Annotated in this window: 35 protein-coding genes; 1 reads left to right on the top strand and 34 read right to left on the bottom strand. The window is 55.1% G+C overall.

Translation table 11 applies throughout. The features are described from left to right. Window positions 1-109 precede the first annotated feature (109 nt). The 6 genes from HB675_RS16775 to HB675_RS16750 form a co-directional block, all read right to left on the bottom strand. Entirely contained in the window at window positions 110-601 is a 492-nt protein-coding gene (locus HB675_RS16775; protein WP_213879504.1) for a protein kinase, read from the bottom strand. Beyond that, a complete protein-coding gene (locus HB675_RS16770) occupies window positions 598-2,586 on the bottom strand; it encodes an integrase (RefSeq protein WP_213879502.1) in 1,989 nt (662 codons plus the stop codon). Before HB675_RS16770 ends, HB675_RS16775 begins: the two co-directional genes overlap by 4 nt. Beyond that, on the bottom strand, window positions 2,586-3,830 hold the full coding sequence (locus HB675_RS16765; protein ID WP_213879499.1) for a site-specific integrase: 1,245 nt from the start codon (window positions 3,828-3,830) through the stop codon (window positions 2,586-2,588). The genes HB675_RS16770 and HB675_RS16765 overlap by 1 nt, the downstream gene beginning before the upstream one ends. Window positions 3,831-4,143: 313 nt before the next feature. Further along, a complete protein-coding gene (locus HB675_RS16760) occupies window positions 4,144-5,397 on the bottom strand; it encodes a site-specific integrase (RefSeq protein ID WP_213879498.1) in 1,254 nt (417 codons plus the stop codon). Between the two features lie 212 nt (window positions 5,398-5,609). Next, window positions 5,610-6,140: a single-stranded DNA-binding protein gene (locus HB675_RS16755; protein WP_213879496.1), complete on the bottom strand. Its 531-nt coding sequence runs from the start codon at window positions 6,138-6,140 to the stop codon at window positions 5,610-5,612. Between the two features lie 10 nt (window positions 6,141-6,150). Then, on the bottom strand, window positions 6,151-7,545 hold the full coding sequence (locus HB675_RS16750; protein ID WP_213879494.1) for an MFS transporter: 1,395 nt from the start codon (window positions 7,543-7,545) through the stop codon (window positions 6,151-6,153). Between the two features lie 178 nt (window positions 7,546-7,723). On the opposite strand from HB675_RS16750, the gene uvrA reads away from it, so the two are divergent. Then, a complete protein-coding gene (gene uvrA, locus HB675_RS16745; protein ID WP_213879492.1) occupies window positions 7,724-10,558 on the top strand; it encodes an excinuclease ABC subunit UvrA in 2,835 nt (944 codons plus the stop codon). 55 nt (window positions 10,559-10,613) lie between these two features. Here uvrA and bfr read toward each other — a convergent pair whose 3' ends face one another. From bfr to rplD, 28 genes are all read right to left on the bottom strand, one after another. Then, on the bottom strand, window positions 10,614-11,078 hold the full coding sequence (gene bfr, locus HB675_RS16740) for a bacterioferritin (protein WP_213879490.1): 465 nt from the start codon (window positions 11,076-11,078) through the stop codon (window positions 10,614-10,616). A 156-nt stretch (window positions 11,079-11,234) separates the two neighbouring features. Then, window positions 11,235-12,683: a catalase gene (locus HB675_RS16735; protein ID WP_213879488.1), complete on the bottom strand. Its 1,449-nt coding sequence runs from the start codon at window positions 12,681-12,683 to the stop codon at window positions 11,235-11,237. Window positions 12,684-12,855: 172 nt separating this feature from the next. Then, complete coding sequence (rplQ, locus tag HB675_RS16730) at window positions 12,856-13,242, bottom strand: 50S ribosomal protein L17 (RefSeq protein WP_213879486.1); 387 nt, start codon at window positions 13,240-13,242, stop codon at window positions 12,856-12,858. Between the two features lie 42 nt (window positions 13,243-13,284). After that, on the bottom strand, window positions 13,285-14,286 hold the full coding sequence (rpoA, locus tag HB675_RS16725) for a DNA-directed RNA polymerase subunit alpha (protein WP_213879484.1): 1,002 nt from the start codon (window positions 14,284-14,286) through the stop codon (window positions 13,285-13,287). 22 nt (window positions 14,287-14,308) lie between these two features. Beyond that, on the bottom strand, window positions 14,309-14,929 hold the full coding sequence (gene rpsD / locus HB675_RS16720) for a 30S ribosomal protein S4 (protein ID WP_213879483.1): 621 nt from the start codon (window positions 14,927-14,929) through the stop codon (window positions 14,309-14,311). 17 nt (window positions 14,930-14,946) lie between these two features. Continuing rightward, window positions 14,947-15,336: a 30S ribosomal protein S11 gene (gene rpsK, locus HB675_RS16715; RefSeq protein WP_002555466.1), complete on the bottom strand. Its 390-nt coding sequence runs from the start codon at window positions 15,334-15,336 to the stop codon at window positions 14,947-14,949. Window positions 15,337-15,366: 30 nt separating this feature from the next. Further along, window positions 15,367-15,723, bottom strand: coding sequence for a 30S ribosomal protein S13 (gene rpsM / locus HB675_RS16710; protein WP_213879481.1), 357 nt, complete (start codon window positions 15,721-15,723; stop codon window positions 15,367-15,369). 131 nt (window positions 15,724-15,854) lie between these two features. Beyond that, window positions 15,855-15,971, bottom strand: a complete 117-nt coding sequence (gene rpmJ / locus HB675_RS16705) for a 50S ribosomal protein L36 (protein ID WP_002555468.1) — start codon at window positions 15,969-15,971, stop codon at window positions 15,855-15,857. A gap of 30 nt (window positions 15,972-16,001) precedes the next feature. After that, the gene (gene secY, locus HB675_RS16700) at window positions 16,002-17,339 is read right to left on the bottom strand and encodes a preprotein translocase subunit SecY (protein ID WP_213879479.1); all 1,338 of its coding nucleotides are present in this window, start codon (window positions 17,337-17,339) and stop codon (window positions 16,002-16,004) included. Beyond that, window positions 17,340-17,774, bottom strand: a complete 435-nt coding sequence (gene rplO / locus HB675_RS16695) for a 50S ribosomal protein L15 (RefSeq protein ID WP_213879477.1) — start codon at window positions 17,772-17,774, stop codon at window positions 17,340-17,342. Window positions 17,775-17,777: 3 nt separating this feature from the next. Beyond that, window positions 17,778-17,954 (bottom strand): 50S ribosomal protein L30, encoded by a 177-nt coding sequence (rpmD, locus tag HB675_RS16690; protein WP_003176408.1) that lies wholly within the window; start codon window positions 17,952-17,954, stop codon window positions 17,778-17,780. Window positions 17,955-17,956: 2 nt separating this feature from the next. Next, window positions 17,957-18,457, bottom strand: a complete 501-nt coding sequence (rpsE, locus tag HB675_RS16685) for a 30S ribosomal protein S5 (RefSeq protein ID WP_213879475.1) — start codon at window positions 18,455-18,457, stop codon at window positions 17,957-17,959. 3 nt (window positions 18,458-18,460) lie between these two features. Continuing rightward, entirely contained in the window at window positions 18,461-18,811 is a 351-nt protein-coding gene (gene rplR, locus HB675_RS16680) for a 50S ribosomal protein L18 (RefSeq protein WP_008374147.1), read from the bottom strand. Between the two features lie 10 nt (window positions 18,812-18,821). Next, window positions 18,822-19,355, bottom strand: coding sequence for a 50S ribosomal protein L6 (gene rplF / locus HB675_RS16675; RefSeq protein WP_043861928.1), 534 nt, complete (start codon window positions 19,353-19,355; stop codon window positions 18,822-18,824). 12 nt (window positions 19,356-19,367) lie between these two features. Beyond that, window positions 19,368-19,760, bottom strand: coding sequence for a 30S ribosomal protein S8 (rpsH, locus tag HB675_RS16670; protein ID WP_213879473.1), 393 nt, complete (start codon window positions 19,758-19,760; stop codon window positions 19,368-19,370). Between the two features lie 212 nt (window positions 19,761-19,972). Continuing rightward, on the bottom strand, window positions 19,973-20,278 hold the full coding sequence (gene rpsN / locus HB675_RS16665) for a 30S ribosomal protein S14 (RefSeq protein WP_213879471.1): 306 nt from the start codon (window positions 20,276-20,278) through the stop codon (window positions 19,973-19,975). 13 nt (window positions 20,279-20,291) lie between these two features. After that, window positions 20,292-20,831, bottom strand: coding sequence for a 50S ribosomal protein L5 (rplE, locus tag HB675_RS16660; RefSeq protein ID WP_213879469.1), 540 nt, complete (start codon window positions 20,829-20,831; stop codon window positions 20,292-20,294). A gap of 20 nt (window positions 20,832-20,851) precedes the next feature. Continuing rightward, window positions 20,852-21,166 carry a 50S ribosomal protein L24 gene (rplX, locus tag HB675_RS16655; RefSeq protein WP_002555478.1) on the bottom strand — a complete coding sequence of 105 codons (315 nt, stop codon included), beginning with the start codon at window positions 21,164-21,166 and terminating at the stop codon, window positions 20,852-20,854. An 11-nt stretch (window positions 21,167-21,177) separates the two neighbouring features. Beyond that, window positions 21,178-21,546 (bottom strand): 50S ribosomal protein L14, encoded by a 369-nt coding sequence (gene rplN, locus HB675_RS16650; RefSeq protein ID WP_002555479.1) that lies wholly within the window; start codon window positions 21,544-21,546, stop codon window positions 21,178-21,180. Window positions 21,547-21,569: 23 nt separating this feature from the next. Next, window positions 21,570-21,836: a 30S ribosomal protein S17 gene (rpsQ, locus tag HB675_RS16645; RefSeq protein ID WP_213879467.1), complete on the bottom strand. Its 267-nt coding sequence runs from the start codon at window positions 21,834-21,836 to the stop codon at window positions 21,570-21,572. 2 nt (window positions 21,837-21,838) lie between these two features. Continuing rightward, window positions 21,839-22,030 carry a 50S ribosomal protein L29 gene (gene rpmC, locus HB675_RS16640; RefSeq protein WP_002555481.1) on the bottom strand — a complete coding sequence of 64 codons (192 nt, stop codon included), beginning with the start codon at window positions 22,028-22,030 and terminating at the stop codon, window positions 21,839-21,841. Next, window positions 22,030-22,443, bottom strand: coding sequence for a 50S ribosomal protein L16 (gene rplP / locus HB675_RS16635; RefSeq protein WP_213879465.1), 414 nt, complete (start codon window positions 22,441-22,443; stop codon window positions 22,030-22,032). The genes rpmC and rplP overlap by 1 nt, the downstream gene beginning before the upstream one ends. Window positions 22,444-22,455: 12 nt before the next feature. Next, window positions 22,456-23,142 (bottom strand): 30S ribosomal protein S3, encoded by a 687-nt coding sequence (rpsC, locus tag HB675_RS16630; protein WP_027982006.1) that lies wholly within the window; start codon window positions 23,140-23,142, stop codon window positions 22,456-22,458. Between the two features lie 13 nt (window positions 23,143-23,155). Then, a complete protein-coding gene (gene rplV / locus HB675_RS16625) occupies window positions 23,156-23,488 on the bottom strand; it encodes a 50S ribosomal protein L22 (RefSeq protein ID WP_003210077.1) in 333 nt (110 codons plus the stop codon). Window positions 23,489-23,499: 11 nt separating this feature from the next. Further along, entirely contained in the window at window positions 23,500-23,775 is a 276-nt protein-coding gene (rpsS, locus tag HB675_RS16620; protein ID WP_002555486.1) for a 30S ribosomal protein S19, read from the bottom strand. Between the two features lie 16 nt (window positions 23,776-23,791). Beyond that, window positions 23,792-24,619: a 50S ribosomal protein L2 gene (gene rplB, locus HB675_RS16615; protein WP_213879463.1), complete on the bottom strand. Its 828-nt coding sequence runs from the start codon at window positions 24,617-24,619 to the stop codon at window positions 23,792-23,794. Window positions 24,620-24,633: 14 nt separating this feature from the next. Beyond that, on the bottom strand, window positions 24,634-24,933 hold the full coding sequence (gene rplW, locus HB675_RS16610; RefSeq protein WP_002555488.1) for a 50S ribosomal protein L23: 300 nt from the start codon (window positions 24,931-24,933) through the stop codon (window positions 24,634-24,636). Then, on the bottom strand, window positions 24,930-25,532 hold the full coding sequence (gene rplD / locus HB675_RS16605) for a 50S ribosomal protein L4 (RefSeq protein WP_213879461.1): 603 nt from the start codon (window positions 25,530-25,532) through the stop codon (window positions 24,930-24,932). The genes rplW and rplD overlap by 4 nt, the downstream gene beginning before the upstream one ends. Window positions 25,533-25,536: the final 4 nt, after the last annotated feature.

The raw sequence follows: 25,536 nt of genomic DNA, 5'->3' as shown, positions 1-25,536 counted from the left end.
TACATATTTAAGTACTCTGATTTTACGGCACTCGCTGCTCTTGAGGGTTGCATAAAACCAAGCTAGCTGCTAGCGCAGAAGTAGCCAGGCTGAGGCAGGCCAGCACGAGCTAATCCTCAGCATCTAGCGTACCTACCGGTGGAATAGGCTGATCAAGTTGTTTGAGGATACCTTCAGTCACCCGCTGATTGGGTAGCCCTTCTCGTGCGCCTTCTGAATTGTCAATACTGCTCATCTGCGCACCAAACCTTGCCCTGATGTTGTAAGCAATCTGCTGCCACCTCAGCAGCCACTTGGCTTCGCGATCCTTATACGCCTGTAACTCCCTTTCGAGCTGCTCAACTCGTAGCACCATTTCTTCGGCATCCCTCACCGCATTTTTTTGTTTCGACGCTAGGCCGCCCCCCAAAGAAGCTTTGGCTGCATCGAAGGCAACCTTGATTTCGAGACGACCATTTAAAGCCTGGCGTGTAAACCCAAACTGGTCTTCAAGCGTCTTCCACCGCAGGCCAGAACCCAGCTCACCTAATGCCCAGCGATCTAACTCCTTGATGATAGCTTTGACATCTCCAGCATCCATTCTCTTGGCAAACTTGCTCATGATTGCGCTCCGAGTGCTTTCGCTTTGATGGCTTCAGCGTCCATATCAAAATCGCCCAGCATCGCGGTGAGAGTGTCGATTTTCTTCTGAGAATGAGCCATCCATTGATGACTCTCGCCCTGCCTATTGGATTGGGATTTGGTTACAGCATTCTCGTACTGGACGACCTCAATCTCAAAAGCCCTCACAACCCCTGCCTTCTTACCATCATTGTCCTTCTCCCAAGAGAAATCCGAGCATTTCGCATGGCATTCGAGATGATTTGGGCAAGGCGATTGCGAGAGATTGCGCGTGCACATGCCGGTCCCAAGCTCGTGGACCCCAGTGATCTTGGCCTTGAGGTATGCCTCTTTGTACTCAACCGGGAGCTGGATGTATTTGTCAGCGATAGCTCCGCCAATCTTGCCCTCCCGAATTTTTTCCTGGTAAATCAACGCCCTCTTTTCTCGTGAGGTGTGTTGATATGCTTTGGTGTCGTTAGCATATTTCCGACCAAACCACTTTGTTTGGACATAATCGCTCATACCACCATCATTCAGTAGCGTGTTGATAGTGTGTCTAAAGTCATGGCTTGAGAAATCAGGCTTGACGTTGCCTCCGCCGAACTCAGACGTTAGCAGCTCAAGATGATCTCGTATGAACGTCGTGAACATAGAGTGAGTCACTGGAGCAACCACACACACAGACACGCCCCCGGAGGACATACCCGCATACCGTACGAAGAACAGATCTTCCTGATAGTAGACCTGACCAGTTGTCGCGATTCGAATAGGATCATTCAAACGTGGGTCGAATGTGCTCTGACAATATGAAGTCAATCCATGCTTAGTGGTAAAGCGCGATGGCTTAGCTGGACGTATGCCTTGAGACGTCAGCTTATCTGGATCAGGAAATGTAAGGCCGTTCTGGGTCAGCCAACCTCCAGGGCGCAAAACATTGAAGCTAAACCCTAAGGTTGCTAAATCGGCTATGTAGAATCGATGGTCTTCAGCATACGGCTCGATCCATCGCAGGTCAGGTCCCCCGACGATGCGCATCTCCTGCGCAGTAGACCTAGCTGCCTGAGTGATATCAGCAAGCTCGGCGACCACGTCCTCAACAATCGATACGGCATCCGTAGGCAGCCATGCCCTGTCAATCGGATGAGCATTATCGCCTTTGCTGGTTTTCATCAAAAAATAACGTAGGTATCTCCTGCCTTCAGCGTCAGCCCCTACCTCCTGGAGTGGTAGTGTCGCAATCTCACTGAACCGCCTTCCAATACACGCCAAAAGTACAAGCATCAATACGTACATTCGATATTTGTGGTTACGAGGTACATTTTGATAGAGCGATCCAATTAGCTCGAAAACTGAAAGATCAACAATACGGTCCCCTACGGTTTGCTCGAGATTCTCAAGGGCATCCAGGCGCTTATGTGCTACTCCTCCGGCATTCGCGGGGCGCTTCAACCCTGAATATTTGAACTCCAATCGAACGTTACAGAGCTGATTAGCATCGCAATGAGCCCCGAATTCTATTACCGCCTTATGTAGATTATAGGCAGTAGAGTCTTTGTAATGGGTTGATATCAAGCGACATGCAGCTTCAAGATCTTCAGGCATCAGCCGAGATAGGCGTCGATGTGTTCCCCCAACGATATGACTTACATATCCTACTGCCGCGACAAATGTCTGATGGTTTGGAAGTTTCTGATTCGACCGATGTGCACGAAGACAAAATAGTGTTTTCGCGACTGTATCCCAATCGCCTTCAAGGTCTTGCGCGCCGATGCTCGGGGCATGCTTGAAGTAAATACTGGGATTTCCTGACCGCTTGGCTGACATGATGGTAAGCGGTCCAGCGGTGAACTTCCAACTAGGCGCATCCCAGTCGATGCACTCAAACCCAAGCATACCCAGCATCTTGGCTTTATAGGTAAGATTGCTCAAATTTAGGGCACGATCCAGCTCAAGCTTGTTCAAAAATGCGAGTAATTTTGGCATTAGATAGATGCCCCATTAAGCTCTTTGCATTTCTCTACTACCTGAGCAACGGCATAGATAATTTCATCAAGCTGAACAGCTATTCGCGCATCCGCTGACTGGAATTTCTCTTCACGCTCCGCGAGCAAATGCTCCAGCACAGTCTGGTGGTCTGCATCAAGGTAAGCTTGAAATTTTGGGCATTTGTAGCAGGAATAAGGCGGGTGCAAAGAACAAAGCGAATGTTTACCACACACACCCAAATCGATCTCTGGAGTATCTTCAACGTAGACAAACGGAATATGCTTGCCCGCATCTTCCTCGTTGACAGCTTTCTGCCCAGGCACAATTAAATTACCTTTAAAGAAATTAAGCATTTGCGCGTATGGACCGATCAGTGCTTTATCTAGCAATTCGACAATATTACCTGCCAAGTCAAAATAAACCTGCACATGTTGCAGATCAGTATGATCAAGAATTTGGGCTAGCTGACGCTGCGACGCACCGTCCTTCACTAAATTTGTTGCCAGAGTATACCGAAGTCGCCGGGGACTGAGATGCAGTAACATATTTGTCAGCGGAGAAACGATACGATGCCTTGATACAAAATCTTGAAGAATGTGAGCAAAATATCCGCTCTCGTAATTGAAAAATGCCTCACGATGACCTGATGCTTTCGCTGCGGAGTTGGTTAAAGTATTGAAAAAAATAGGTCGATCAAAACCATCTGCACTGACACCTAACCAAGTATTCGGCTGACGAGATCGATTGACCTCTATCAACTCCAAAATATATGGAGCGAATTCCGATGGAAGAGCCACTTCCACGAAGTCATTTCTTGGGTTTAGCAGTCTCTTTTTAATTCTGGGATATCTAATGACCCAGCAAGGCTCATCCAACCCAGGAGCGACGTTAATAAGATCACTTTCGCGCAACCAAGATAGATTTGCTGGGTTTCGCCCGTGGGCAATAAACAAGGCTAATGCAGCCCGCTGCTGATAGTGATTTATGTTAGTACAGGCCGTCGTGTGCAGAGCATTATAAAGCGGCTGCAACTCATAAATACGATGCAGTGGACCTGAATCGACATCCTCATTCTTTACGGCCTCTCCTTTCGGGCCTCCCGGAATTTTGAGAGCCTCCAATACCCAAGCATACTCGGCGTTAAAGCCGAGTTCAGTGAGATATTGGCTACACCAGAGATACCAAGACTTCACCCGACTTATCTGATAGAGCTTGTGATCTCGTCTCGTATTAGCAATCATGCTCTCGACGTGACGGATTAATTCTACCTCGAAATCCCCAATATCAGCAGTATTAAATTCTGGGTTTACTAGAAGAAGAAAACGCCAACAGTCAGTCCATACACTATAGCCATACGAAGCAGACGAGACCCTTATTACATGGATACAATAGCGCATTAGCGCATACCGAAACTTTAGGTTTTTAATAAAGCTAAACCTACAGATCGCAGATCGACTGCTAGTCGTTGGCAAGTACCAGTCTAACCCACTTGTGTCGACTACATGCCCATCTCTGCTGATTATTGAACTAGGTATCGGCTCCCATAGTTCAACATCAGCAGGCCGTTTCATCAGCGCTTGATCCATCGCTTGTATACTCCAAAAAACTTTCCATCAGTGTATCATGATATCTCGACTGAACAGCAGTAGCTTGGCGAATTATTTCACCACTTATATAAACTTCCTGCGACCGCGTACTGCTGTCGCCTCTAAGATAAGCCAAGACAATTTTCCGCTCATCCTCAGGAATCCCCCGCTCTGACATATCACGCTCTGTTTTACTTGAGTATGTGTGCCGTAGAGACTTAGGGGTCAGATTCGCTGGCAACTGATCTTTAAATCTCTCGCGAATGATCTGAAAGTAGTTCGACACACTATTCCCATGCAATGGATCGCCCTCGTCTGAAACAATCAAGTAGCTATGATCTTTACCGAAGCGGTCCATAACAGCTTCACGATGGACCTCAATATACTCTTCAATCAATCGCAGGATGGTAGGCACCTGCACAACGATATCTCGCCCATTTCGCTTAACTCTCGGGCGCGGGCTTCGCATGTCGTCTGGATCAGCAACACGCCTGAAAACCCTTAGCGCTGTAACACTTCCAAACTCTATGTCATCCACCCTCAGAGTTAGCACTTCCGCAGGCCTTAGCCCAAAGTTGAGCATAATCATCACAACGATGAAATTCCTAAACCTCACATGCTCATTTATCCCATAAGCTTCTGGGTTTCTGAAATCGACGCACCAAATAAGAGCTAGCACCTCATGATCGCGCAGGCCTTTTGTGAGTGACTTATTTTGGGGCGGATTGCTGATCTCCTGATTAGCCAATATTTGATCTACGTGGTCTTTGTGGGTCTGGATTCTAACAAGCGCTGGATCATCAGAGGCCAAGGAGCCCATCTTGATACGAAAACACCAGCCTAGGAACTGGCGCACCGTGATCAGTCGTAACTTATAGGTCAGAGGAGAAACAGCTACTTTTTGGCTCTGCTTTATAGAGGCGACCCCCACTTGAGCAAAAGGAATTTTCACTGCCATCCGCAGCCGCTCACACAAGCTTCCGGACAGTTCAGCCTCAGTAAACATCCGTAAGCCAGCAACACATGCGTTCAGATCAATGCCCAGGGCGAAAAGCCATGCAAAGAGAATCGATAGCTCTCTCAAATTTCTGATGAGCGTGTTCGGGCTGAGATCGCGCCTAGTCAACGCCCACTCATTCGCTAGTGGTATCGGCAAGCCATCGTCGTCAAGCAAAATAGGTAGGTTCTGGCCCGAAGGATGTCGCACAGTTTTCACTTCCATTCGACACCAAATCCTTTACATTTTCTTATGTAGACTTTTATCTTTACACTCACATATTGTGTAGTCAAGTTAGATTTACCTTTACGCCGGTCAAAAAAAAACCCTCCTAGCTTTACGGCCTAGAGGGCTTTCTCTTCTCAAAAAAACTAATGACGCCGGGCCTTTCGGCTAAACCAAGGTCAAAAATCCTTTACATTTTAGTCTTATGTAGGTTAGAACGGAATATCGTCATCAAAACTGTCGAAATCCGGAGCCGGCTGCGGCGCGGACTGCTGCGGCGCCGGACGCGAAGGCTGCTGCTGCGGCGCAGACGACGACTGCTGCGGGCGGGGTGCCTGCTGGCGGGGAGCGGACTGCTGGTAGTTGTTGCCGCCACCCTGAGCGTTCTGGTCGCCCTGAGGACGGCCACCCAGCAGCTGCATGGTGCCCTGCATGTCGACAACGATTTCAGTGGTGTAGCGCTTGATGCCGTCTTTTTCCCATTCGCGGGTCTGCAGCTTGCCTTCGATGTATACCTGCGAGCCTTTGCGCAGGTATTCACCGGCGATCTCGGCGACCTTGCCGAACATCGACACACGGTGCCATTCGGTGCGCTCGACCTTCTGGCCGCTCTGCTTGTCGGTCCACTGCTCGCTGGTGGCCAGGCTCAGGTTGGTGACCGCGTTGCCATTGGGCAGGTAACGGACCTCCGGATCCTGGCCACAGGTACCGACCAATATGACTTTGTTAACCCCACGGGCCATAAACGTTCTCCTAGGCTTCGCATGTCTCGGGGGCCGGGTTGATCAGGCGCTCCGCGGACGTGCGGTCCAAAATTTCAGCATCCAGTTTGATATAGATGGCCGCTTCTTCAGCCACCACCACTGCGTCGGTTACGCCCGGCACGGCCTTGAGCCGCTCGGCCAGACCTGCTTCGCGTTGCGCCTCTGGCGACAACGGTATGCGCAGGCTTGTGACATAAGGCGGTTCGCGCATGGTAACAGCTATCGCCAGCCAGAGTGCGAGGAGCACCGCGCAGCCGATGAACACCATGCTCAGGCCACCATGGGAAAACAACCACCCACCGAGGATGCCCCCCATGGCCGAGCCAAGAAACTGACTGGTGGAATAGACCCCCATCGCCGTGCCCTTGCCGCCAGCGGGCGATACCTTGCTGATAAGCGAAGGCAGCGACGCCTCAAGCAGGTTGAAGGCGATGAAGAACACCACTGTACCGATAACCAGTTCTTTTAGCGAGTAGCCAAATTCCCAGAAATACAATTCCGTGAGCATCAGCACGGTCACGGCACCGATGAGCACGCGCTTCATCTTGCGCTTTTTTTCGCCATAGATGATGAACGGAATCATGGCGAAAAAAGAAATCACCAAGGCAGTCAGGTACACCCACCAGTGCTGCTCTTTCGGCAACCCGGCACGCTCGACCAAGGCCATCGGCAAGACCACGAAGCTGGCCATCAGCACCGAATGCAGCACGAAAATACCGAAGTCCAGCCGCAACAGGTCCGGGTGGCGCAACGTGGCCGCCATCGCCTCCTTGGCCACGCCGGACTCGCGGTGATGCAACGGGCCGGACGCCTTAGGTACGACAAAGGCAATCAATACGATACCGATGAGCGCCAGCCCGGCAGTGGCCAGGAACAGTCCGGACAAGCCGAAGGCGCGGGTCAGCAACGGGCCGACCACCATGGCCACGGCGAAGGAGACGCCGATGCTCATCCCGATCATCGCCATGGCCTTGGTGCGGTGCTGTTCGCGGGTCAGGTCTGAAAGCAAGGCCATCACGGCAGCGGAAATCGCCCCTGCGCCTTGCAACACCCTGCCGGCGATCACCCCCCAGATGGAGTCGGCCTGGGCGGCCAGCAGACTGCCAAGGGCAAAGACGATCAAGCCGCCGTAGATGACCGGGCGACGACCGATACGGTCGCACAGGATGCCGAACGGAATCTGCAGAAATGCCTGGGTCAGGCCATAGGCGCCAATGGCCAGGCCGATAAGCGCGGGGGTGGCACCCGCCAGATCCATACCATAAGTGGCAAGCACCGGCAGGACCATGAACATGCCAAGCATGCGAAAAGCAAACACCAGGGCCAGCCCGCTGGCGGCGCGGGTTTCCGAGCCGCTCATGCGCTCGCTGTGGGGATCGTGCATGGAAAAACCTCATGTGAACCGGCGGCGATTCTACCAGTCCCACAGTTGTAACGGCACATACGGCGACGCTTTGCCGCGCAGATGTCATGCCTTCTTCATGGTTCCGGATGATAGTGTGCATCCATCCAGTATTTAGCCTTATACTCCCGTGTTTTATGCCCGCCAAGCGAGGCCGCTTTTGGACAAGATCCTGATTCGTGGGGCTCGGACCCACAACCTGAAGAACATCGACCTCACCCTGCCCCGTGACAAGCTGATTGTCATCACCGGCCTGTCGGGCTCGGGCAAGTCGTCGCTGGCGTTCGATACACTCTACGCAGAAGGCCAGCGGCGTTACGTCGAGTCCTTGTCGGCCTATGCGCGGCAGTTCCTGTCGATGATGGAGAAGCCCGATGTCGACACCATCGAAGGCTTGTCGCCAGCGATTTCCATCGAGCAGAAGTCCACTTCGCACAACCCCCGCTCTACCGTCGGCACCATCACCGAAATCTACGACTATCTCCGGCTGTTGTACGCCCGGGTCGGCACGCCCCGCTGCCCGGATCACGACATTCCACTGGAAGCCCAGACCGTCAGCCAGATGGTCGACCTGGTGCTCGCCGAGCCCGAGGGGCGCCGGCTGATGCTGCTCGCACCGGTGATTCGCGAGCGCAAGGGCGAACACCTGGCCATCTTCGAGGAACTGCGCGCCCAAGGCTTCGTGCGCGTGCGAATCAACGGCAGACTCCACGAGATGGACGAGCTGCCCAAGCTGGAAAAACAGAAGAAGCACACCATCGAAGTGGTGGTCGACCGCTTCAAGGTGCGCAACGATCTGCAGCAGCGCCTGGCAGAATCCTTCGAGACGGCACTGAAGCTGGCAGACGGGATCGCGCTGGTCGCACCGATGGACGACGAAGCCGGTGAAGAGCTGATCTTTTCCGCACGCTTCGCTTGCCCGATCTGCGGCCATGCCATCAGCGAACTGGAACCCAAGCTGTTCTCGTTCAACAACCCCGCTGGCGCATGCCCGACCTGTGATGGCCTGGGGGTAAAACAGTTTTTCGACACCAAGCGCCTGGTCAACGGCGAGCTGACCCTGGCCGAAGGCGCGATCCGTGGCTGGGACCGGCGCAACGTCTATTATTTCCAGATGCTGGGCTCATTGGCCGCCCATTACGGCTTCAGCCTCGAGGTCCCGTTCAAGGAACTGCCGGCAGACCAGCAGAAGATGCTGCTCAACGGCAGCGGCAATCACAACGTCGACTTCAAGTACCTGAACGACCGTGGCGACATCGTCAAGCGCTCCCACCCTTTCGAAGGCATCGTGCCCAACCTGGAACGTCGCTACCGCGAAACGGAATCGGCGACCGTACGCGAAGAGCTGGCCAAGTTCCTCAGCACCCAGCCTTGCCCGGATTGCCGCGGCACCCGCCTGCGGCGTGAAGCGCGGCACGTCTGGGTCGGCGAGAAGACCTTGCCTGCGGTGACCGGCCTGCCCATCGGCGACGCCACATCGTATTTCGACGGGCTCAAGTTGACCGGACGCAAAGGCGAGATCGCCGACAAGATTCTCAAGGAAATCCGCGAGCGTCTGCAGTTTCTGGTGAACGTGGGCCTGGACTATCTGACGCTCGACCGCAGCGCCGACACGTTGTCCGGCGGCGAGGCCCAGCGAATTCGCCTGGCCAGCCAGATCGGTGCAGGCCTGGTCGGGGTCATGTACATCCTCGACGAGCCATCTATTGGCCTGCACCAGCGCGACAACGATCGCTTGCTGGGCACTCTCAAGCACCTGCGCGACATCGGCAATACGGTGATCGTGGTCGAACATGACGAAGACGCCATCCGCCTCGCTGACTACGTGGTCGACATCGGGCCTGGTGCCGGCGTACATGGCGGCCACATCGTTGCTCAGGGCACGGCGCAGGAAGTCATGGACCACCCGGACTCCCTCACCGGCAAGTACCTCTCCGGCCGAGTGAAGATTGCCGTGCCAGCCAAGCGCACGCCGCGCAACAAGAAGCTGTCCTTGACGCTCAAAGGCGCGCGCGGCAATAACCTGCGAAATGTCGATCTGGAAATCCCCATCGGCTTGCTGACCTGCGTCACCGGTGTGTCGGGGTCGGGCAAATCGACATTGATCAACAACACGCTCTTCCCGCTCAGTTCGACCGCCCTCAATGGCGCGACCACCCTGGAAGCGGCAGCTCACGACAGCATCGACGGCCTGCAGCATCTGGACAAGGTCGTCGATATCGACCAAAGCCCGATCGGCCGAACGCCACGCTCCAACCCGGCCACGTATACCGGGCTGTTTACGCCCATCCGCGAGCTTTTCGCGGGGGTCCCGGAAGCGCGGTCGCGGGGTTATGGTCCCGGGCGTTTCTCGTTCAACGTCAAGGGTGGGCGCTGCGAAGCCTGCCAAGGCGATGGCTTGATCAAGGTCGAGATGCACTTTCTGCCGGACATCTATGTACCGTGCGACGTGTGCAAGAGCAAACGCTACAACCGTGAAACCCTCGAGATCAAATACAAGGGCAAGAACATTCACGAAACCCTGGAAATGACCATTGAGGAAGCACGCGAGTTTTTCGACGCTGTGCCAGCCTTGGCGCGCAAGCTGCAAACACTGATGGATGTCGGCCTGTCGTACATCAAGCTCGGTCAGTCGGCGACGACGCTGTCCGGAGGTGAGGCGCAACGGGTCAAGCTGTCGCGGGAGCTGTCCAAGCGCGACACCGGCAAGACGCTGTACATCCTGGATGAACCCACCACAGGCCTGCACTTTGCGGACATTCAGCAGTTGCTGGATGTGCTGCACCGGTTGCGCGATCACGGGAACACCGTGGTGGTCATCGAGCACAACCTGGACGTCATCAAGACAGCTGACTGGCTGGTCGACCTAGGGCCTGAAGGCGGCTCCAAAGGCGGGCAGATCATTGCCGTAGGGACGCCGGAGCAGGTGGCAGGGATGAAGCAATCCTACACCGGGCACTACCTCAAGCCCCTGCTGGAACGGGACAAGGCGTAGCCAACAAAAAGCCCCGACCATTCACATGGTCGGGGCTTTTTTGTGCTGTCAGAAATCAGAACTGCGATTGCAGATAATTCTGCAGGCCTGTCAGCTTGATCAAACCCAACTGCTTCTCGAGCCAGTAGGTGTGGTCTTCCTCGGTGTCGTTCAACTGCACGCGCAGGATTTCGCGGCTGACATAGTCATTGTGCAGCTCGCACAACTCGATGCCCTTGCACAACGCTGCGCGGACCTTGTATTCAAGGCGCAGGTCGCTTTCGAGCATCTCAGGCACGGTGGTGCCGACATCGAGATCGTCGGGGCGCATGGTCGGTGTGCCTTCGAGCATCAGAATGCGGCGCATCAAGGCGTCTGCGTGTTCGGCCTCTTCCTGCATTTCGTGGTTGATGCGTTCGTAGAGCTTGCCAAATCCCCAGTCCTCGTACATCCGCGAATGGATGAAATACTGATCACGCGCTGCCAATTCACCGCGCAACAGCGTGTTCAGATAATCGATTACTTCCGGATGGCCCAGCATTGCTCTACATCTCCCTGTGCGTAAAGGCATAGTCTGAACCATGGCGTGGATAAGGTCACGAAGAACAAGAAAGCAAATCGCTAAAAAAGAGGGAAACTGCGACGATTGGCAGCGAAAAACCGCCCAAATGAGGGCGGTTCGCTTTATCATTTCGACTTAAGCGCGTTTCGCTTCAATCGCTTGCGCGATTGCTTCTCCATACGCTGGGTCAGCCTTGCTGAAGTGCCCGAGCTGCCGCTCGATGACATCGGCAGAAACGCTGCCCAAGGTCCCGGCAATATTGTCCACCAGCAACGCCCGCTGCGCATCGCTCATCAAGCGGAACAATGCACCTGCGTGGCTGTAGTAATCGCCATCGACACGGTGATCCCAGCGATCGGCTGCACCTTGCAGGGCCAGCGCCGGCTCGGCATAGCTGAGGTCTTGTTTCGGCGCGCTGCTGTAGCTGTTGGGCTCGTAATTCGGCGCTGCACCACCGTTGCTGCCCAAGGCCATGGAGCCGTCGCGCTGGTAAGTGTTGACCGGACTGCGCGGTGCATTCACCGATAATTGCTGGTGGTTGGTACCAATCCGGTAGCGATGGGCATCGGCATAAGCGAACACACGGCCTTGCAGCATCCGGTCGGGGGACAGCCCTACACCTGGCACCATGTTGCTTGGACCAAACGCCGCCTGCTCGACCTCGGCAAAGTAGTTGAGCGGGTTACGATTGAGCTCCAGCATCCCCACCTCGATCAGCGGGAATTCTTTCTGCGACCAGGTTTTGGTGACATCGAACGGGTTCTCATGATGGGCGTCAGCCTGAGCCTCGGTCATTACCTGAAGGCACACACGCCATTTCGGAAAATCACCGCGCTCGATGGCGCCGAACAGGTCGCGCTGGGCGTAGTCTGGATCGGTACCGGCAAGACGCGCAGCATCAGCGGGCGCGAGGTTCTTGATGCCTTGCTCCGTCTTGTAGTGCCATTTGACCCAATGCCGCACGCCGGCTGCGTTGATCAAGCTATAGGTGTGACTGCCGAACCCGTGCATGTGGCGGTAACCGTCGGGAATGCCACGGTCGGAAAACAAGATGGTGACCTGGTGCAGCGCTTCCGGGGAATGCGACCAGAAATCCCACATCATCTGTGCGCTCTTCAGATTGCTCTGAGGGAGACGTTTCTGGGTGTGGATAAAGTCCGGGAATTTCAGCGGATCACGGATAAAGAACACAGGCGTGTTATTACCGACGATGTCCCAGTTGCCTTCCTCGGTGTAGAACTTCAGCGCAAAGCCGCGTGGGTCGCGCTCGGTGTCAGCAGAACCGCGCTCGCCGCCGACCGTAGAAAACCGCAGAAAGGTTTCAGTCTGTTTGCCAACGGCATTGAACAGCTTGGCGCTGCTCAGATGGCTGATGTCCTGAGTGACAGTGAAAGTCCCATAGGCACCTGAGCCCTTGGCATGTACGCGACGCTCAGGAATATTTTCGCGATTGAAATGCGCAAGCTTTTCGATCAGATGGAAATCGTCCAGCAACAATGGGCCGCGAGGGCCGGCAGAGCGGGAGTTTTGGTTATCGGCAACAGGCGCACCGCTGGCGGTGGTCAAGGTCGTATTCTGGCTCATGGGCTTCCTCTCTCAGGCTGATCCTGCCGGTATAGACGGCTTTCGGACATTATTCGCCAGGAGCGCGCATGAGGCTAATGCATTAACTGTTTGTGCACGATAGATTTTGACAAATTAGCACGCCAATAAAAAACCGGGCACAAGGCCCGGTTTTTTAACAGACTGAAACGTCTTACTCAGCGGCTTCTACAACGCCACCAACTGGACGATCAACCAGCTCGACGTAGCACATAGGTGCGTTGTCGCCAGCGCGGAAACCGCACTTCAGGATGCGCAGGTAGCCGCCCTCACGGGTTGCATAGCGCTTGCCCAGGTCGTTGAACAGCTTGCCAACGATGGCTTTCGAACGAGTACGGTCGAACGCCAGACGGCGGTTCGAAACGCTATCGATCTTGGCCAGAGTGATCAGCGGCTCGGCAACGCGGCGCAGTTCCTTGGCTTTAGGCAGAGTCGTTTTGATCAGCTCGTGCTCGAACAGCGACACTGCCATGTTCTGGAACATAGCCTTGCGGTGCGAGCTAGTGCGGCTCAGGTGACGACCACTTTTACGATGACGCATGGTTCATTCCTTACCAAACACGACGTTCGGTGATTACGACGATCAGGCAGTCGCCTTGTCGTCCTTCTTAAGACTTGCAGGCGGCCAGTTGTCGAGGCGCATGCCGAGGGACAGACTGCGTGAGCCAAGGACGTCCTTGATTTCAGTCAAGGATTTCTTGCCCAGGTTCGGAGTCTTCAACAGCTCTACTTCGGTGCGCTGAATCAGGTCGCCGATGTAGTAGATGTTCTCCGCCTTAAGGCAGTTGGCCGAACGTACAGTCAATTCCAGATCGTCAACTGGACGGAGGAGGATCGGGTCGATCTCATCTTCCTCTTCAACCACCGGCTGCAGCGTTTCACCTTTGAGGTCGACGAACGCAGCCAACTGCTGTTGCAGGATGGTTGCAGCGCGGCGGATAGCCTCTTCAGGATCCAGCGTACCGTTGGTTTCCAGATCGATAACCAGTTTGTCCAGGTTGGTGCGCTGCTCGACACGGGCGTTTTCCACCACGTAGGCGATACGACGGACCGGGCTGAACGAAGAGTCAAGCTGCAAGCGACCGATGCTGCGGCTTTCATCTTCATCGCTCTGACGCGAATCGGCTGGTTCATAACCGCGACCACGAGCTACAACGAGCTTCATGTTCAGGGCGCCGTTAGACGCCAGGTTAGCGATTACGTGATCGGGGTTAACGATCTCGACATCATGATCCAGCTGAATATCGGCAGCGGTAACCACCCCCGAACCCTTTTTCGACAAGGTCAGCGTCACTTCGTCACGACCGTGCAGCTTGATAGCCAGACCTTTCAGGTTCAACAGGATTTCAATAACGTCTTCCTGTACACCTTCGATGGCGCTGTACTCGTGGAGCACACCGTCAATCTCGGCCTCGACCACTGCACAGCCGGGCATTGAGGACAACAGGATGCGGCGCAGCGCGTTGCCCAGGGTATGGCCGAAACCACGCTCGAGAGGCTCGAGAGTGATCTTGGCGCGGGTTGGACTGACGACCTGCACATCAATATGGCGGGGCGTCAGGAACTCATTTACCGAAATCTGCATGGATGCACCTATTTTCTAGCCCTTACTTGGAGTAGAGCTCGACAATCAGGCTTTCGTTGATGTCGGCGGACAGATCACTGCGAGCTGGAACGTTCTTGAAAACGCCCGACTTCTTCTCAGTGTCTACTTCTACCCATTCTACGCGGCCACGTTGGGCACACAGATCGAGAGCCTGGACAATGCGAAGTTGGTTCTTGGCTTTCTCGCGAATCGCGACCACGTCACCAGCACGAACCTGGTAGGACGGAACGTTAACGGTTTTGCCGTTGACGCTGATCGACTTGTGCGATACCAGCTGACGGGATTCAGCACGCGTGGAGCCGAAACCCATACGGTATACAACGTTGTCCAGACGGCATTCGAGCAGCTGCAGCAGGTTCTCGCCGGTTGCGCCTTTCTTGCCGGCTGCTTCCTTGTAGTAACCGCTGAACTGACGCTCGAGAACGCCATAGATACGACGGACCTTCTGCTTTTCACGCAGTTGGGTGCCGTAGTCGGACTGGCGACCGCGGCGCTGACCGTGGATACCTGGGGCTGCTTCGATGTTGCACTTCGATTCCAGGGCGCGAACGCCGCTTTTCAGGAACAGGTCAGTGCCTTCACGACGCGCCAGTTTGCATTTTGGACCAATGTAACGAGCCATTATCTATCGTCTCCTGATTACACGCGGCGCTTCTTCGGCGGACGGCACCCGTTATGCGGGATTGGCGTCACGTCGGTGATGCTGGCGATCTTATAGCCGCAGCCGTTCAAAGCACGGACAGCGGACTCACGACCTGGACCTGGACCTTTGACGTTGACGTCGAGGTTTTTCAGGCCATATTCCAGCGCAGCTTGACCAGCACGTTCGGCAGCTACTTGAGCAGCGAACGGGGTGGACTTGCGTGAACCGCGGAAACCCGACCCACCGGAGGTAGCCCAGGACAGGGCGTTACCTTGACGGTCGGTGATGGTCACGATGGTGTTGTTGAAAGACGCGTGGATGTGGGCGATGCCATCAACCACTGTCTTTTTGACTTTCTTACGAGGACGAGCAGCAGGTTTTGCCATGACTAGATTCCTGTCGATTCGCTGGTGCGATTACTTGCGGATCGGCTTACGCGGGCCTTTACGGGTACGCGCGTTGGTCTTGGTGCGTTGACCGCGAACCGGCAGACCACGACGATGACGAAGACCGCGGTAGCAGCCCAGATCCATCAAGCGTTTGATTTTCATGTTGATTTCGCGACGCAAGTCGCCTTCAACGTTGAACTTGGCAACTTCGCCACGCAGCAATTCAATCTGCTCGTCGCTCAGATCCTTGATCTTTGCGGCCGGGTTGACCCCGGTAACTGCGCAAATGTTCTGCGCAGTGGTGCGACCGACACCATAGATGTAGGTCAGCGAGATAACAGTATGCTTGTTATCTGGAATGTTAACGCCTGCAATACGGGCCATTCAGTGGGACTCCAATTGACAGCTACCTACGCCCCGGAAGCCAAGAAATAGGGCGCGAGATAATATCGCTGTAGAAACAAATAATCAACCCAGCAGCGCACTAGCTGCTGGGTTTGAAGCACAAATCACAATCAGCCTTGGCGCTGCTTGTGACGAGGTTCCGCGCTGCAAATGACGCGAACAACACCTTCGCGGCGGATAATCTTGCAGTTGCGGCACAGTTTTTTGACCGATGCACGAACTTTCATCACCAAACTCCTCGAACCTTAGGGGGTGCTTCAGCGGAGCAGACCGTTGTTGCTGCCGCCATAGCCCTTCAGGTTAGCTTTCTTCATCAGGGATTCGTACTGGTGCGAAACGAGGTGCGATTGTACTTGGGACATGAAGTCCATCACAACCACCACAACGATCAGCAACGAGGTCCCGCCAAGGTAAAACGGAACGTTTGCGGCCACCACCAGGAACTGGGGAAGCAGACAGACGCACATCATGTAGAGAGCACCGAACATGGTCAAGCGAGTCAAAACGCCATCAATGTAGCGCGCCGATTGCTCACCTGGACGGATGCCCGGAATAAAGGCACCGGACTTCTTCAGGTTTTCCGCTACGTCTTTCGGATTGAACATCAACGCCGTATAGAAGAAGCAGAAGAAAATAATCCCTGCACTAAACAGCAGAATATTCAACGGCTGACCCGGAGCGATCGACTGAGAGAGATCCTGCAGCCAGCCCATACCTGGGGACTGACCGAACCATTGCCCCAAGGAAGCCGGGAACAACAGGATGCTGCTCGCGAAAATGGCTGGAATCACACCGGCCATGTTCACCTTCAGCGGCAAGTGGCTCGTCTGCGCAGCGAAAACCTTGCGGCCTTGCTGACGCTTGGCATAGTGAACGGCAATGCGCCGCTGACCACGCTCGATGAACACCACGAAACCGATGATCGCTACTGCCAGCAAACCGATCGCAACCAACGCGAAGATGTTGATATCGCCCTGACGCGCAGACTCGAAAGACTGCCCTACTGCTCTCGGAAGACCGGCGACGATACCCGAAAAAATCAACATCGAGATACCGTTGCCAACACCGCGCTCGGTGATCTGCTCACCCAACCACATCATGAACATCGCACCGGCCACAAAAGTCGATACGGCGAGCAGATAGAAGCTGATGCCTGCAGAAAACGAAACGCCCTGGTTGGCCAGACCGATCGACATGCCGATCGCTTGTACCAATGCCAGGACTACAGTGCCATAGCGGGTGTACTGGCTTATCTTGCGACGGCCAGCTTCACCTTCCTTCTTCAACTGCTCCAACTGCGGCGCTACAGCGGACATCAGTTGCATGATGATCGATGCCGAAATGTACGGCATGATCCCCAGCGCAAAAATGCTCATCCGCTCCAGCGCACCGCCGGAAAACATGTTGAACAAGCTAAGAATGGTCCCCTCATTCTGTTTGAACAGATCCGCCAGCCGGTCCGGGTTGATACCTGGAACTGGGATGTGTGCGCCTATTCGATAGACGACAATCGCCATGAACAGAAATCGCAGACGAGCCCAGAGCTCGGACAACCCGCCTTTGCTGAGCGCTGAGAGAGCACCTTGCTTAGCCATTTATTCCTCGAACTTGCCGCCAGCTGCTTCGATAGCCGCACGTGCACCTTTGGTGACGGCGATACCTTTGAAGGTGAAAGCGCGAGCCACCTCACCGGACAGCATGATTTTCACACGCTGAACGTTTTGGTTGATCACGTTCGCATCCTTGAGCGATTGCACAGTGATGACGTCGCCTTCAACCTTGGCCAGCTCGGACAGACGCACTTCTGCGCGGTCCATGGCTTTCAGCGAAACGAAGCCAAACTTTGGCAAACGGCGATGCAGCGGCTGTTGACCGCCTTCAAAGCCTGGAGCAATGGTGCCACCGGAGCGTGAGGACTGACCTTTGTGGCCACGGCCACCGGTCTTGCCCAAGCCACTACCGATACCACGGCCCGGACGATGCTTTTCGCGACGGGAACCCGGCGCTGGACTCAGATCATTGAGTTTCATCGATTAACCCTCGACTCGCAGCATGTAGTAAGCCTTGTTGATCATCCCGCGATTCTCGGGAGTATCCTGGACTTCTACAGTGTGACCGATGCGACGCAGACCCAGACCCTTAACGCACAGTTTGTGGTTAGGGATGCGGCCGGTCATGCTTTTGATCAGCGTTACTTTTACGGTAGCCATGATCAGATGATCTCCTCAACGTTTTTGCCGCGCTTGGCAGCAATGGACGACGGGGACTGCATCGACTTCAGACCTTTGAACGTGGCGTGTACCACGTTCACAGGGTTAGTCGAGCCGTAGCACTTGGCCAGAACGTTCTGAACACCAGCGACTTCCAGGACGGCACGCATTGCGCCACCAGCGATGATGCCGGTACCTTCGGAGGCTGGCTGCATGTAGACCTTGGAGGCGCCGTGGGCGGACTTCATGGCGTACTGCAGGGTGGTACCGTTCAGGTCCACTTGAATCATGTTGCGACGAGCAGCTTCCATCGCCTTCTGGATGGCGGCTGGCACTTCACGAGACTTGCCACGGCCGAAACCCACGCGACCCTTGCCATCACCTACCACGGTCAACGCGGTGAAAGTGAAGATACGGCCGCCTTTTACGGTCTTGGCAACGCGGTTCACTTGAACCAGCTTCTCGATGTAGCCTTCGTCGCGCTTTTGGTCGTTATTTGACATAACTTAGAACTCCAGCCCCGCTTCACGAGCAGCATCAGCCAGCGCTTTCACGCGACCGTGGTACTTGAAGCCAGAGCGGTCGAAAGCCACCTGCGAGACACCTGCGGCTTTCGCACGCGAGGCGACCAGCTGGCCAACCTTAGTGGCCGCGTCGATGTTGCCAGTGGCGCCATCACGCAGTTCTTTGTCCAAAGTCGAGGCGCTTGCCAGGACTTTGCTGCCGTCGGCCGAGATGACCTGGGCATAGATGTGCTGCGACGAGCGGAACACGCAGAGACGCACGACTTCGAGCTCGTGCATTTTCAAGCGTGCCTTGCGAGCGCGACGCAGGCGAGTAACTTTTTTGTCGGTCATTTGCTATGCCCTACTTCTTCTTGGCTTCTTTACGGCGGACGACTTCGTCTGCGTAACGTACACCTTTGCCTTTGTAAGGCTCTGGCGGACGGAAATCGCGGATTTCAGCGGCCACTTGACCCACCAGCTGCTTGTCGATGCCCTTGATCAGGATATCGGTCTGGCTAGGAGTCTCAGCGGTGATGCCTTCCGGCAGTTCATAGTCCACCGGGTGCGAGAAGCCAAGCGCCAGGTTCAGCACTGTGCCTTTAGCTTGTGCTTTGTAACCAACACCGACCAGCTGGAGCTTGCGCTCGAAGCCTTGGCTTACGCCCTGGACCATGTTGTTGACCAAAGCACGGGTGGTACCGGCCATTGCACGAGTCTGCTGATCGCCATTGCGAGCAGCGAAACGCAGCTCGCCAGCTTCTTCAACGACTTCAACGGACGAGTGTACATTCAGTTCAAGAGTGCCCTTGGCACCCTTCACCGAAAGCTGCTGGCCGACGAATTTGACTTCGACACCTGCTGGCAGCTTTACGGGGTTCTTAGCGACGCGAGACATGCTTATCCCCCCTTAGAACACTGTGCAAAGAACTTCGCCGCCGACACCGGCAGCGCGCGCAGCACGATCCGTCATCACACCTTTGTTGGTGGAGACGATGGATACGCCGAGACCGCCACGAACTTTCGGCAGATCATCAACGGATTTGTACTGACGCAGGCCTGGACGACTTACGCGTTTGACTTCTTCGATGACCGGACGGCCTTCGAAGTACTTGAGCTCGATGGAAAGCGACGGTTTGGTTTCGCTGCTTACCTGAAAACCCGCGATATAGCCTTCGTCCTTCAGAACTTTGGCCACAGCTACCTTCAACGTGGAAGACGGCATGCTTACGACGGACTTTTCAGCCATCTGGGCATTACGGATTCGAGTTAGCATGTCCGCTAACGGGTCCTGCATACTCATGGGCTTGACGCTCCTGATACAAAAATTATTAGCCTTTACGGCTACAACGTCGCCGAGACAGTAAAACCGGTCCAAAAACCCGGGCTCTGGCGAGCCGGCAATTCTAGACTCACCCCAGAAATGAATCAAGCCCCATGAGGGGCTTGATTCATTCGCAAGGTACCGGCGGTCGGTTGATTGCTCTCCCGATCACCGGGACTCGACGGTACGACTTACCAACTGGCCTTGACCAGACCTGGCACGTCACCGCGCATGGCGGCTTGACGCAGCATGTTACGGCCCAGGCCGAACTTGCGGTATACACCGTGCGGACGACCGGTCAGGCGGCAGCGGTTACGCATGCGCGAAGCGCTGGCGTCACGTGGCTGCTTCTGCAGGGCTACCGAAGCATTCCAACGGTCTTCTTCACTTGCGTTCAGATTCACGATGATCGCTTTCAGCTCTGCACGCTTCTTGGCGTACTTGGCGACCGTCAGCTGACGCTTCAGCTCACGGTTTTTCATGCTCTTCTTGGCCATTTTCCTACTCCAATCAGTTGCGGAACGGGAATTTGAAAGCACGCAGCAAGGCGCGACCTTCATCATCCGAACGAGCAGTGGTGGTCAGGGTAATGTCCAGACCGCGCAGGGCATCGATCTTGTCGTAATCAATTTCCGGGAAAATGATCTGCTCTTTCACGCCCATGCTGTAGTTGCCACGACCGTCGAAGGACTTGGCATTCAGGCCGCGGAAGTCGCGAACCCGAGGCAGGGAGATCGCCAGCAGGCGGTCCAGGAATTCATACATACGATCGCGACGCAGGGTCACCTTGACACCGATCGGCCAGCCCTCACGGACTTTGAAGCCCGCGATGGATTTACGAGCGAAGGTCACAACGGCTTTTTGGCCGGTGATTTTCTCGAGGTCGGCAACAGCGTGTTCGATGACTTTTTTGTCGCCGATGGCTTCGCCAACACCCATGTTCAGGGTGATTTTGGTAACGCGCGGAACTTCCATCACGTTCTTCAGCTTGAGTTCTTCTACAAGCTTAGGAGCGATTTCCTTCCGGTAAATCTCTTTGAGTCGTGCCATGGTCTTCTACCTAGCAGTGTTCAAGCATCAACCGCTTTTTGGGTCGACTTGAAGACACGAATTTTTTTGCCGTCTTCAACTTTGAAACCAACGCGGTCTGCCTTGTTGGTTGCGCCGTTGAAAATGGCGACGTTGGAAGCGTGCAATGGCGCTTCTTTCTCGACGATACCGCCCTGTACGCCCGACATCGGGTTAGGCTTGGTATGACGCTTCACCAGGTTGATCCCACCCACGACCAGACGGTCATCAGCGAGAACCTTGAGCACCTTACCGCGCTTGCCTTTGTCTTTGCCGGCGATCACGATGATCTCGTCGTCACGACGAATCTTTTGCATGTCGGATCTCCTTACAGCACTTCTGGGGCGAGCGAGACGATCTTCATGAACTTCTCAGTACGAAGCTCACGGGTCACTGGCCCAAAGATACGGGTGCCGATCGGCTCTTGCTTGTTGTTCAACAGAACAGCAGCGTTGCCGTCAAAGCGGATGATGGAGCCGTCTGCACGACGAACACCGTGGCGAGTGCGGACTACAACAGCAGTCATCACTTGGCCTTTCTTCACTTTGCCGCGAGGAATTGCTTCCTTCACGGTCACCTTGATGATGTCACCGATGCCAGCGTACCGGCGGTGCGAACCGCCCAGTACCTTGATGCACATGACGCGACGAGCGCCGCTGTTATCGGCCACATCGAGCATGGATTGAGTCTGAATCATAAAATTTCTCCGACCCTTAGCCCTTAGACTTCAACAGCGCGTTCGAGAACTTCAACCAGGGCCCAGGACTTGGTCTTGGCCAGCGGACGGGTTTCGCGAATGGAAACCTTGTCGCCGGTTTTGCACTGATTGGTTTCGTCGTGTGCGTGCAGCTTAGTCGAACGCTTGACGTATTTACCGTAGATCGGGTGCTTTACGCGACGCTCGATCAACACGGTGATGGTTTTGTCCATCTTGTCGCTGACGACACGGCCAGTCAGCGTACGGACGGTTTTTTCGGCTTCAGCCATGATTACTTACCTGCCTGCTGGTTGAGCACAGTTTTCACGCGAGCGATGTCGCGCTTCACTTGCGAGAGCAGGTGAGACTGCCCCAACTGGCCAGTTGCTTTCTGCATACGCAGATTGAACTGGTCGCGCAGCAAGCCGAGCAGTTGCTCGTTCAGTTGCTGTGCTGATTTTTCACGAAGTTCGTTCGCTTTCATCACATCACCGTCCGCTTAACAAAGGAGGTGGCGAGAGGCAGCTTCGCAGCTGCCAAGGCGAAAGCCTCGCGCGCCATCTCTTCAGTAACACCCTCGATTTCATACAGGACTTTGCCTGGCTGAATCTGGGCAACCCAGTACTCTACGGAACCTTTACCTTTACCCATCCGCACTTCGAGAGGCTTCTTGGTGACCGGCTTGTCCGGGAATACACGGATCCAGATCTTGCCGCCACGTTTGACGTGACGGGTCAGAGCACGACGTGCCGACTCGATCTGGCGGGCGGTGAGACGACCGCGGGCGACAGCTTTCAGGGCGAACTCGCCGAAGCTGACTTTGCTACCGCGCAGTGCCAAGCCACGGTTGTGGCCAGTCATCTGCTTGCGGAACTTCGTACGCTTTGGTTGCAACATTTGGCGTACCCCTTATTTAGCAGCTTTTTTACGAGGCGCTGGTGCTTGAGGTTTCAGTTCTTCCTGGCGACCACCAATTACTTCGCCTTTGAAGATCCAAACCTTGACACCGATCACACCATAAGTGGTGTGAGCTTCGTAGGTGGCATAGTCAATGTCGGCACGCAGGGTGTGCAGAGGCACACGACCTTCGCGATACCATTCAGTCCGTGCGATTTCAGCACCGCCCAGACGACCGCTCACTTGGATTTTGATGCCTTTGGCACCAATGCGCATGGCGTTCTGTACAGCGCGCTTCATAGCGCGACGGAACATGACGCGGCGCTCCAGCTGCTGAGCTACGCTCTGCGCAACCAGCATACCGTCGAGCTCCGGCTTGCGGATCTCTTCGATATTGATGTGCACAGGCACACCCATTTGCTTGGTCAGGTCCTGACGCAGTTTCTCAACATCTTCACCTTTCTTCCCGATAACGATACCTGGACGAGCGGTGTGGATGGTGATCCGTGCAGTCTGAGCCGGACGATGGATATCGATACGGCTTACGGACGCGCTTTTTAGTTTGTCTTGGAGGTATTCACGCACCTTCAGATCTGCGAACAAGTAGTCCGCATAAGTCCGACCGTCTGCGTACCAGACGGAGGTGTGCTCCTTGACGATTCCCAGGCGAATGCCAATGGGATGTACTTTCTGACCCATCTGATCGACTCCGTTACTTGTCAGCAACCTTGACAGTGATATGGCAAGACCGCTTGACGATGCGATCAGCCCGGCCTTTGGCACGAGGCATGATGCGCTTCAGCGAACGCCCTTCGTTGACGAAAACGGTGGAGACTTTGAGGTCATCCACGTCAGCGCCTTCGTTGTGCTCGGCGTTGGCTACGGCCGACTCCAGCACTTTCTTGATGATTTCAGCGGCTTTTTTACTGCTAAAAGCCAACAGGTTGAGCGCTTCGCCCACCTTCTTCCCGCGGATCTGGTCGGCGACCAAGCGGGCTTTCTGGGCGGAGATTCGAGCGCCCGACAACTTAGCGGCTACTTCCATTTCCTAACCCCTTAACGCTTGGCTTTCTTGTCAGCCACGTGCCCACGATAAGTGCGGGTACCGGCGAACTCGCCCAGTTTATGGCCGACCATGTCTTCGTTCACGAGAACGGGGACGTGTTGACGACCGTTGTGTACCGCGATGGTCAAACCGACCATTTGTGGCAGGATCATCGAACGACGCGACCAGGTTTTCACCGGTTTGCGATCGTTCTTTTCCGCCGCCACTTCGATCTTCTTCAGTAGGTGAAGATCAATAAAAGGACCTTTTTTCAGAGAACGTGGCACTGTCGTATCCCTCTATTTACTTGTTGCGACGACGGACGATCATGTTGTCGGTACGCTTATTACCACGAGTCTTCGCGCCCTTAGTCGGGAAGCCCCATGGCGATACCGGATGACGACCACCGGAGGTACGACCTTCACCACCACCATGTGGGTGGTCAACCGGGTTCATGGCAACACCACGAACGGTTGGGCGAACGCCACGCCAGCGCTTGGCACCAGCTTTACCCAGCGAACGCAGGCTGTGCTCGGAGTTCGAGACTTCGCCCAACGTTGCACGGCATTCAGCCAGTACTTTGCGCATCTCGCCGGAGCGCAGACGCAGAGTTACATAAACACCTTCACGGGCGATCAGCTGGGCCGAAGCACCTGCCGAACGAGCGATCTGAGCACCTTTACCAGGCTTCAGTTCGACACCATGAATCGTGCTACCCACTGGGATGTTACGCAGTTGCAGCGAGTTACCTGGCTTGATCGGGGCAAGCGCACCCGAAATCAGCTGGTCGCCAGCGCTCACGCCTTTAGGGGCGATGATGTAGCGGCGTTCGCCGTCTGCGTACAGCAGCAGTGCGATGTGAGCAGTACGGTTTGGATCGTATTCGATACGCTCGACGGTGGCAGCGATGCCATCCTTGTCGTTGCGACGGAAATCGACCAGACGGTAATGCTGCTTGTGACCACCACCGATGTGACGAGTGGTAATACGGCCATTGTTGTTACGACCACCAGTCTTCGATTTTTTCTCGAGCAGCGGTGCGTGAGGAGCGCCCTTGTGGAGCTCCTGGTTGACCACCTTGACCACGAAACGGCGGCCAGGGGAAGTCGGTTTGCATTTAACGATTGCCATGATGCACCCCTTCCTTACTCAGCACTGCTGCTGAAATCGAGATCTTGGCCTGGTTGAAGGGAGATAACTGCCTTCTTCCAGTCATTACGCTTGCCCAGACCGCGAGCAGTGCGCTTGCTTTTACCCAGAACGTTCAGGGTAGTGACGCGCTCTACTTTCACGCTGAACAGGCTTTCGACGGCCTTCTTGATTTCCAGCTTGGTTGCGTCAGTGGCAACCTTGAAAACGAACTGGCCTTTCTTGTCAGCCAGAACCGTAGCCTTTTCGGAAACGTGCGGGCCAAGCAGAACTTTAAATACGCGTTCCTGGTTCATCCCAGCAGCTCCTCGAATTTCTTCACGGCCGACACGGTGATCAACACCTTGTCGTATGCGATCAGACTAACTGGATCGGAACCCTGTACGTCACGTACATCAACGTGCGGCAGGTTGCGAGCAGCCAGGTACAGATTCTGGTCGACAGCGTCGGACACGATCAGAACGTCGGTCAGACCCATGCCATTCAGCTTGCTCAGCAGGTCTTTGGTTTTCGGTGCATCAACAGCGAAATCCTGAACCACAACCAGACGGTCGGTACGTACCAGCTCGGCAAGGATGGAGCGCAGTGCTGCGCGATACATCTTCTTGTTGAGCTTTTGCGTGTGGTCCTGAGGACGAGCTGCGAAAGTGGTACCGCCGCCACGCCAGATTGGGCTACGGATAGTACCGGCACGAGCGCGGCCAGTACCCTTTTGACGCCATGGGCGCTTGCCGCCACCGCGTACGTCGGAACGGGTCTTCTGCTGCTTGCTGCCTTGACGACCGCCGGCCATGTAGGCCACGACTGCCTGGTGCACCAGCGTCTCGTTGAATTCGCCGCCGAAGGTCAGTTCGGAAACTTCGATCGCCTGAGCGTCATTAACATTTAATTGCATTTCA

The organism is Pseudomonas sp. dw_358, assembly GCF_018449655.1.
GTDB lineage: Bacteria > Pseudomonadota > Gammaproteobacteria > Pseudomonadales > Pseudomonadaceae > Aquipseudomonas.
This window is presented reverse-complemented; position numbering and strand designations above follow the sequence as displayed.

Excerpts from the sequence above, each read along its gene's own strand:
- HB675_RS16775 (WP_213879504.1), bottom strand. The coding sequence starts at position 601 with ATGAGCAAGTTTGCCAAGAGAATGGATGCTGGAGATGTCAAAGCTATC.
- HB675_RS16770 (WP_213879502.1), bottom strand. The coding sequence starts at position 2,586 with ATGCCAAAATTACTCGCATTTTTGAACAAGCTTGAGCTGGATCGTGCC.
- HB675_RS16765 (WP_213879499.1), bottom strand. The coding sequence starts at position 3,830 with ATGATTGCTAATACGAGACGAGATCACAAGCTCTATCAGATAAGTCGG.
- HB675_RS16760 (WP_213879498.1), bottom strand. The coding sequence starts at position 5,397 with ATGGAAGTGAAAACTGTGCGACATCCTTCGGGCCAGAACCTACCTATT.
- HB675_RS16755 (WP_213879496.1), bottom strand. The coding sequence starts at position 6,140 with ATGGCCCGTGGGGTTAACAAAGTCATATTGGTCGGTACCTGTGGCCAG.
- HB675_RS16750 (WP_213879494.1), bottom strand. The coding sequence starts at position 7,545 with ATGCACGATCCCCACAGCGAGCGCATGAGCGGCTCGGAAACCCGCGCC.
- bfr (WP_213879490.1), bottom strand. The coding sequence starts at position 11,078 with ATGCTGGGCCATCCGGAAGTAATCGATTATCTGAACACGCTGTTGCGC.
- HB675_RS16735 (WP_213879488.1), bottom strand. The coding sequence starts at position 12,683 with ATGAGCCAGAATACGACCTTGACCACCGCCAGCGGTGCGCCTGTTGCC.
- rplQ (WP_213879486.1), bottom strand. The coding sequence starts at position 13,242 with ATGCGTCATCGTAAAAGTGGTCGTCACCTGAGCCGCACTAGCTCGCAC.
- rpoA (WP_213879484.1), bottom strand. The coding sequence starts at position 14,286 with ATGCAGATTTCGGTAAATGAGTTCCTGACGCCCCGCCATATTGATGTG.
- rpsD (WP_213879483.1), bottom strand. The coding sequence starts at position 14,929 with ATGGCTCGTTACATTGGTCCAAAATGCAAACTGGCGCGTCGTGAAGGC.
- rpsK (WP_002555466.1), bottom strand. The coding sequence starts at position 15,336 with ATGGCAAAACCTGCTGCTCGTCCTCGTAAGAAAGTCAAAAAGACAGTG.
- rpsM (WP_213879481.1), bottom strand. The coding sequence starts at position 15,723 with ATGGCCCGTATTGCAGGCGTTAACATTCCAGATAACAAGCATACTGTT.
- rpmJ (WP_002555468.1), bottom strand. The coding sequence starts at position 15,971 with ATGAAAGTTCGTGCATCGGTCAAAAAACTGTGCCGCAACTGCAAGATT.
- secY (WP_213879479.1), bottom strand. The coding sequence starts at position 17,339 with ATGGCTAAGCAAGGTGCTCTCTCAGCGCTCAGCAAAGGCGGGTTGTCC.
- rplO (WP_213879477.1), bottom strand. The coding sequence starts at position 17,774 with ATGAAACTCAATGATCTGAGTCCAGCGCCGGGTTCCCGTCGCGAAAAG.
- rpmD (WP_003176408.1), bottom strand. The coding sequence starts at position 17,954 with ATGGCTACCGTAAAAGTAACGCTGATCAAAAGCATGACCGGCCGCATC.
- rpsE (WP_213879475.1), bottom strand. The coding sequence starts at position 18,457 with ATGTCAAATAACGACCAAAAGCGCGACGAAGGCTACATCGAGAAGCTG.
- rplR (WP_008374147.1), bottom strand. The coding sequence starts at position 18,811 with ATGACCGACAAAAAAGTTACTCGCCTGCGTCGCGCTCGCAAGGCACGC.
- rplF (WP_043861928.1), bottom strand. The coding sequence starts at position 19,355 with ATGTCTCGCGTCGCTAAGAACCCCGTAAAGCTGCCAGCAGGTGTCGAA.
- rpsH (WP_213879473.1), bottom strand. The coding sequence starts at position 19,760 with ATGAGTATGCAGGACCCGTTAGCGGACATGCTAACTCGAATCCGTAAT.
- rpsN (WP_213879471.1), bottom strand. The coding sequence starts at position 20,278 with ATGGCCAAGAAGAGCATGAAAAACCGTGAGCTGAAGCGTCAGCTGACG.
- rplE (WP_213879469.1), bottom strand. The coding sequence starts at position 20,831 with ATGGCACGACTCAAAGAGATTTACCGGAAGGAAATCGCTCCTAAGCTT.
- rplX (WP_002555478.1), bottom strand. The coding sequence starts at position 21,166 with ATGCAAAAGATTCGTCGTGACGACGAGATCATCGTGATCGCCGGCAAA.
- rplN (WP_002555479.1), bottom strand. The coding sequence starts at position 21,546 with ATGATTCAGACTCAATCCATGCTCGATGTGGCCGATAACAGCGGCGCT.
- rpsQ (WP_213879467.1), bottom strand. The coding sequence starts at position 21,836 with ATGGCTGAAGCCGAAAAAACCGTCCGTACGCTGACTGGCCGTGTCGTC.
- rpmC (WP_002555481.1), bottom strand. The coding sequence starts at position 22,030 with ATGAAAGCGAACGAACTTCGTGAAAAATCAGCACAGCAACTGAACGAG.
- rplP (WP_213879465.1), bottom strand. The coding sequence starts at position 22,443 with ATGTTGCAACCAAAGCGTACGAAGTTCCGCAAGCAGATGACTGGCCAC.
- rpsC (WP_027982006.1), bottom strand. The coding sequence starts at position 23,142 with ATGGGTCAGAAAGTACATCCCATTGGCATTCGCCTGGGAATCGTCAAG.
- rplV (WP_003210077.1), bottom strand. The coding sequence starts at position 23,488 with ATGGAAGTAGCCGCTAAGTTGTCGGGCGCTCGAATCTCCGCCCAGAAA.
- rplB (WP_213879463.1), bottom strand. The coding sequence starts at position 24,619 with ATGGCAATCGTTAAATGCAAACCGACTTCCCCTGGCCGCCGTTTCGTG.
- rplW (WP_002555488.1), bottom strand. The coding sequence starts at position 24,933 with ATGAACCAGGAACGCGTATTTAAAGTTCTGCTTGGCCCGCACGTTTCC.
- rplD (WP_213879461.1), bottom strand. The coding sequence starts at position 25,532 with ATGCAATTAAATGTTAATGACGCTCAGGCGATCGAAGTTTCCGAACTG.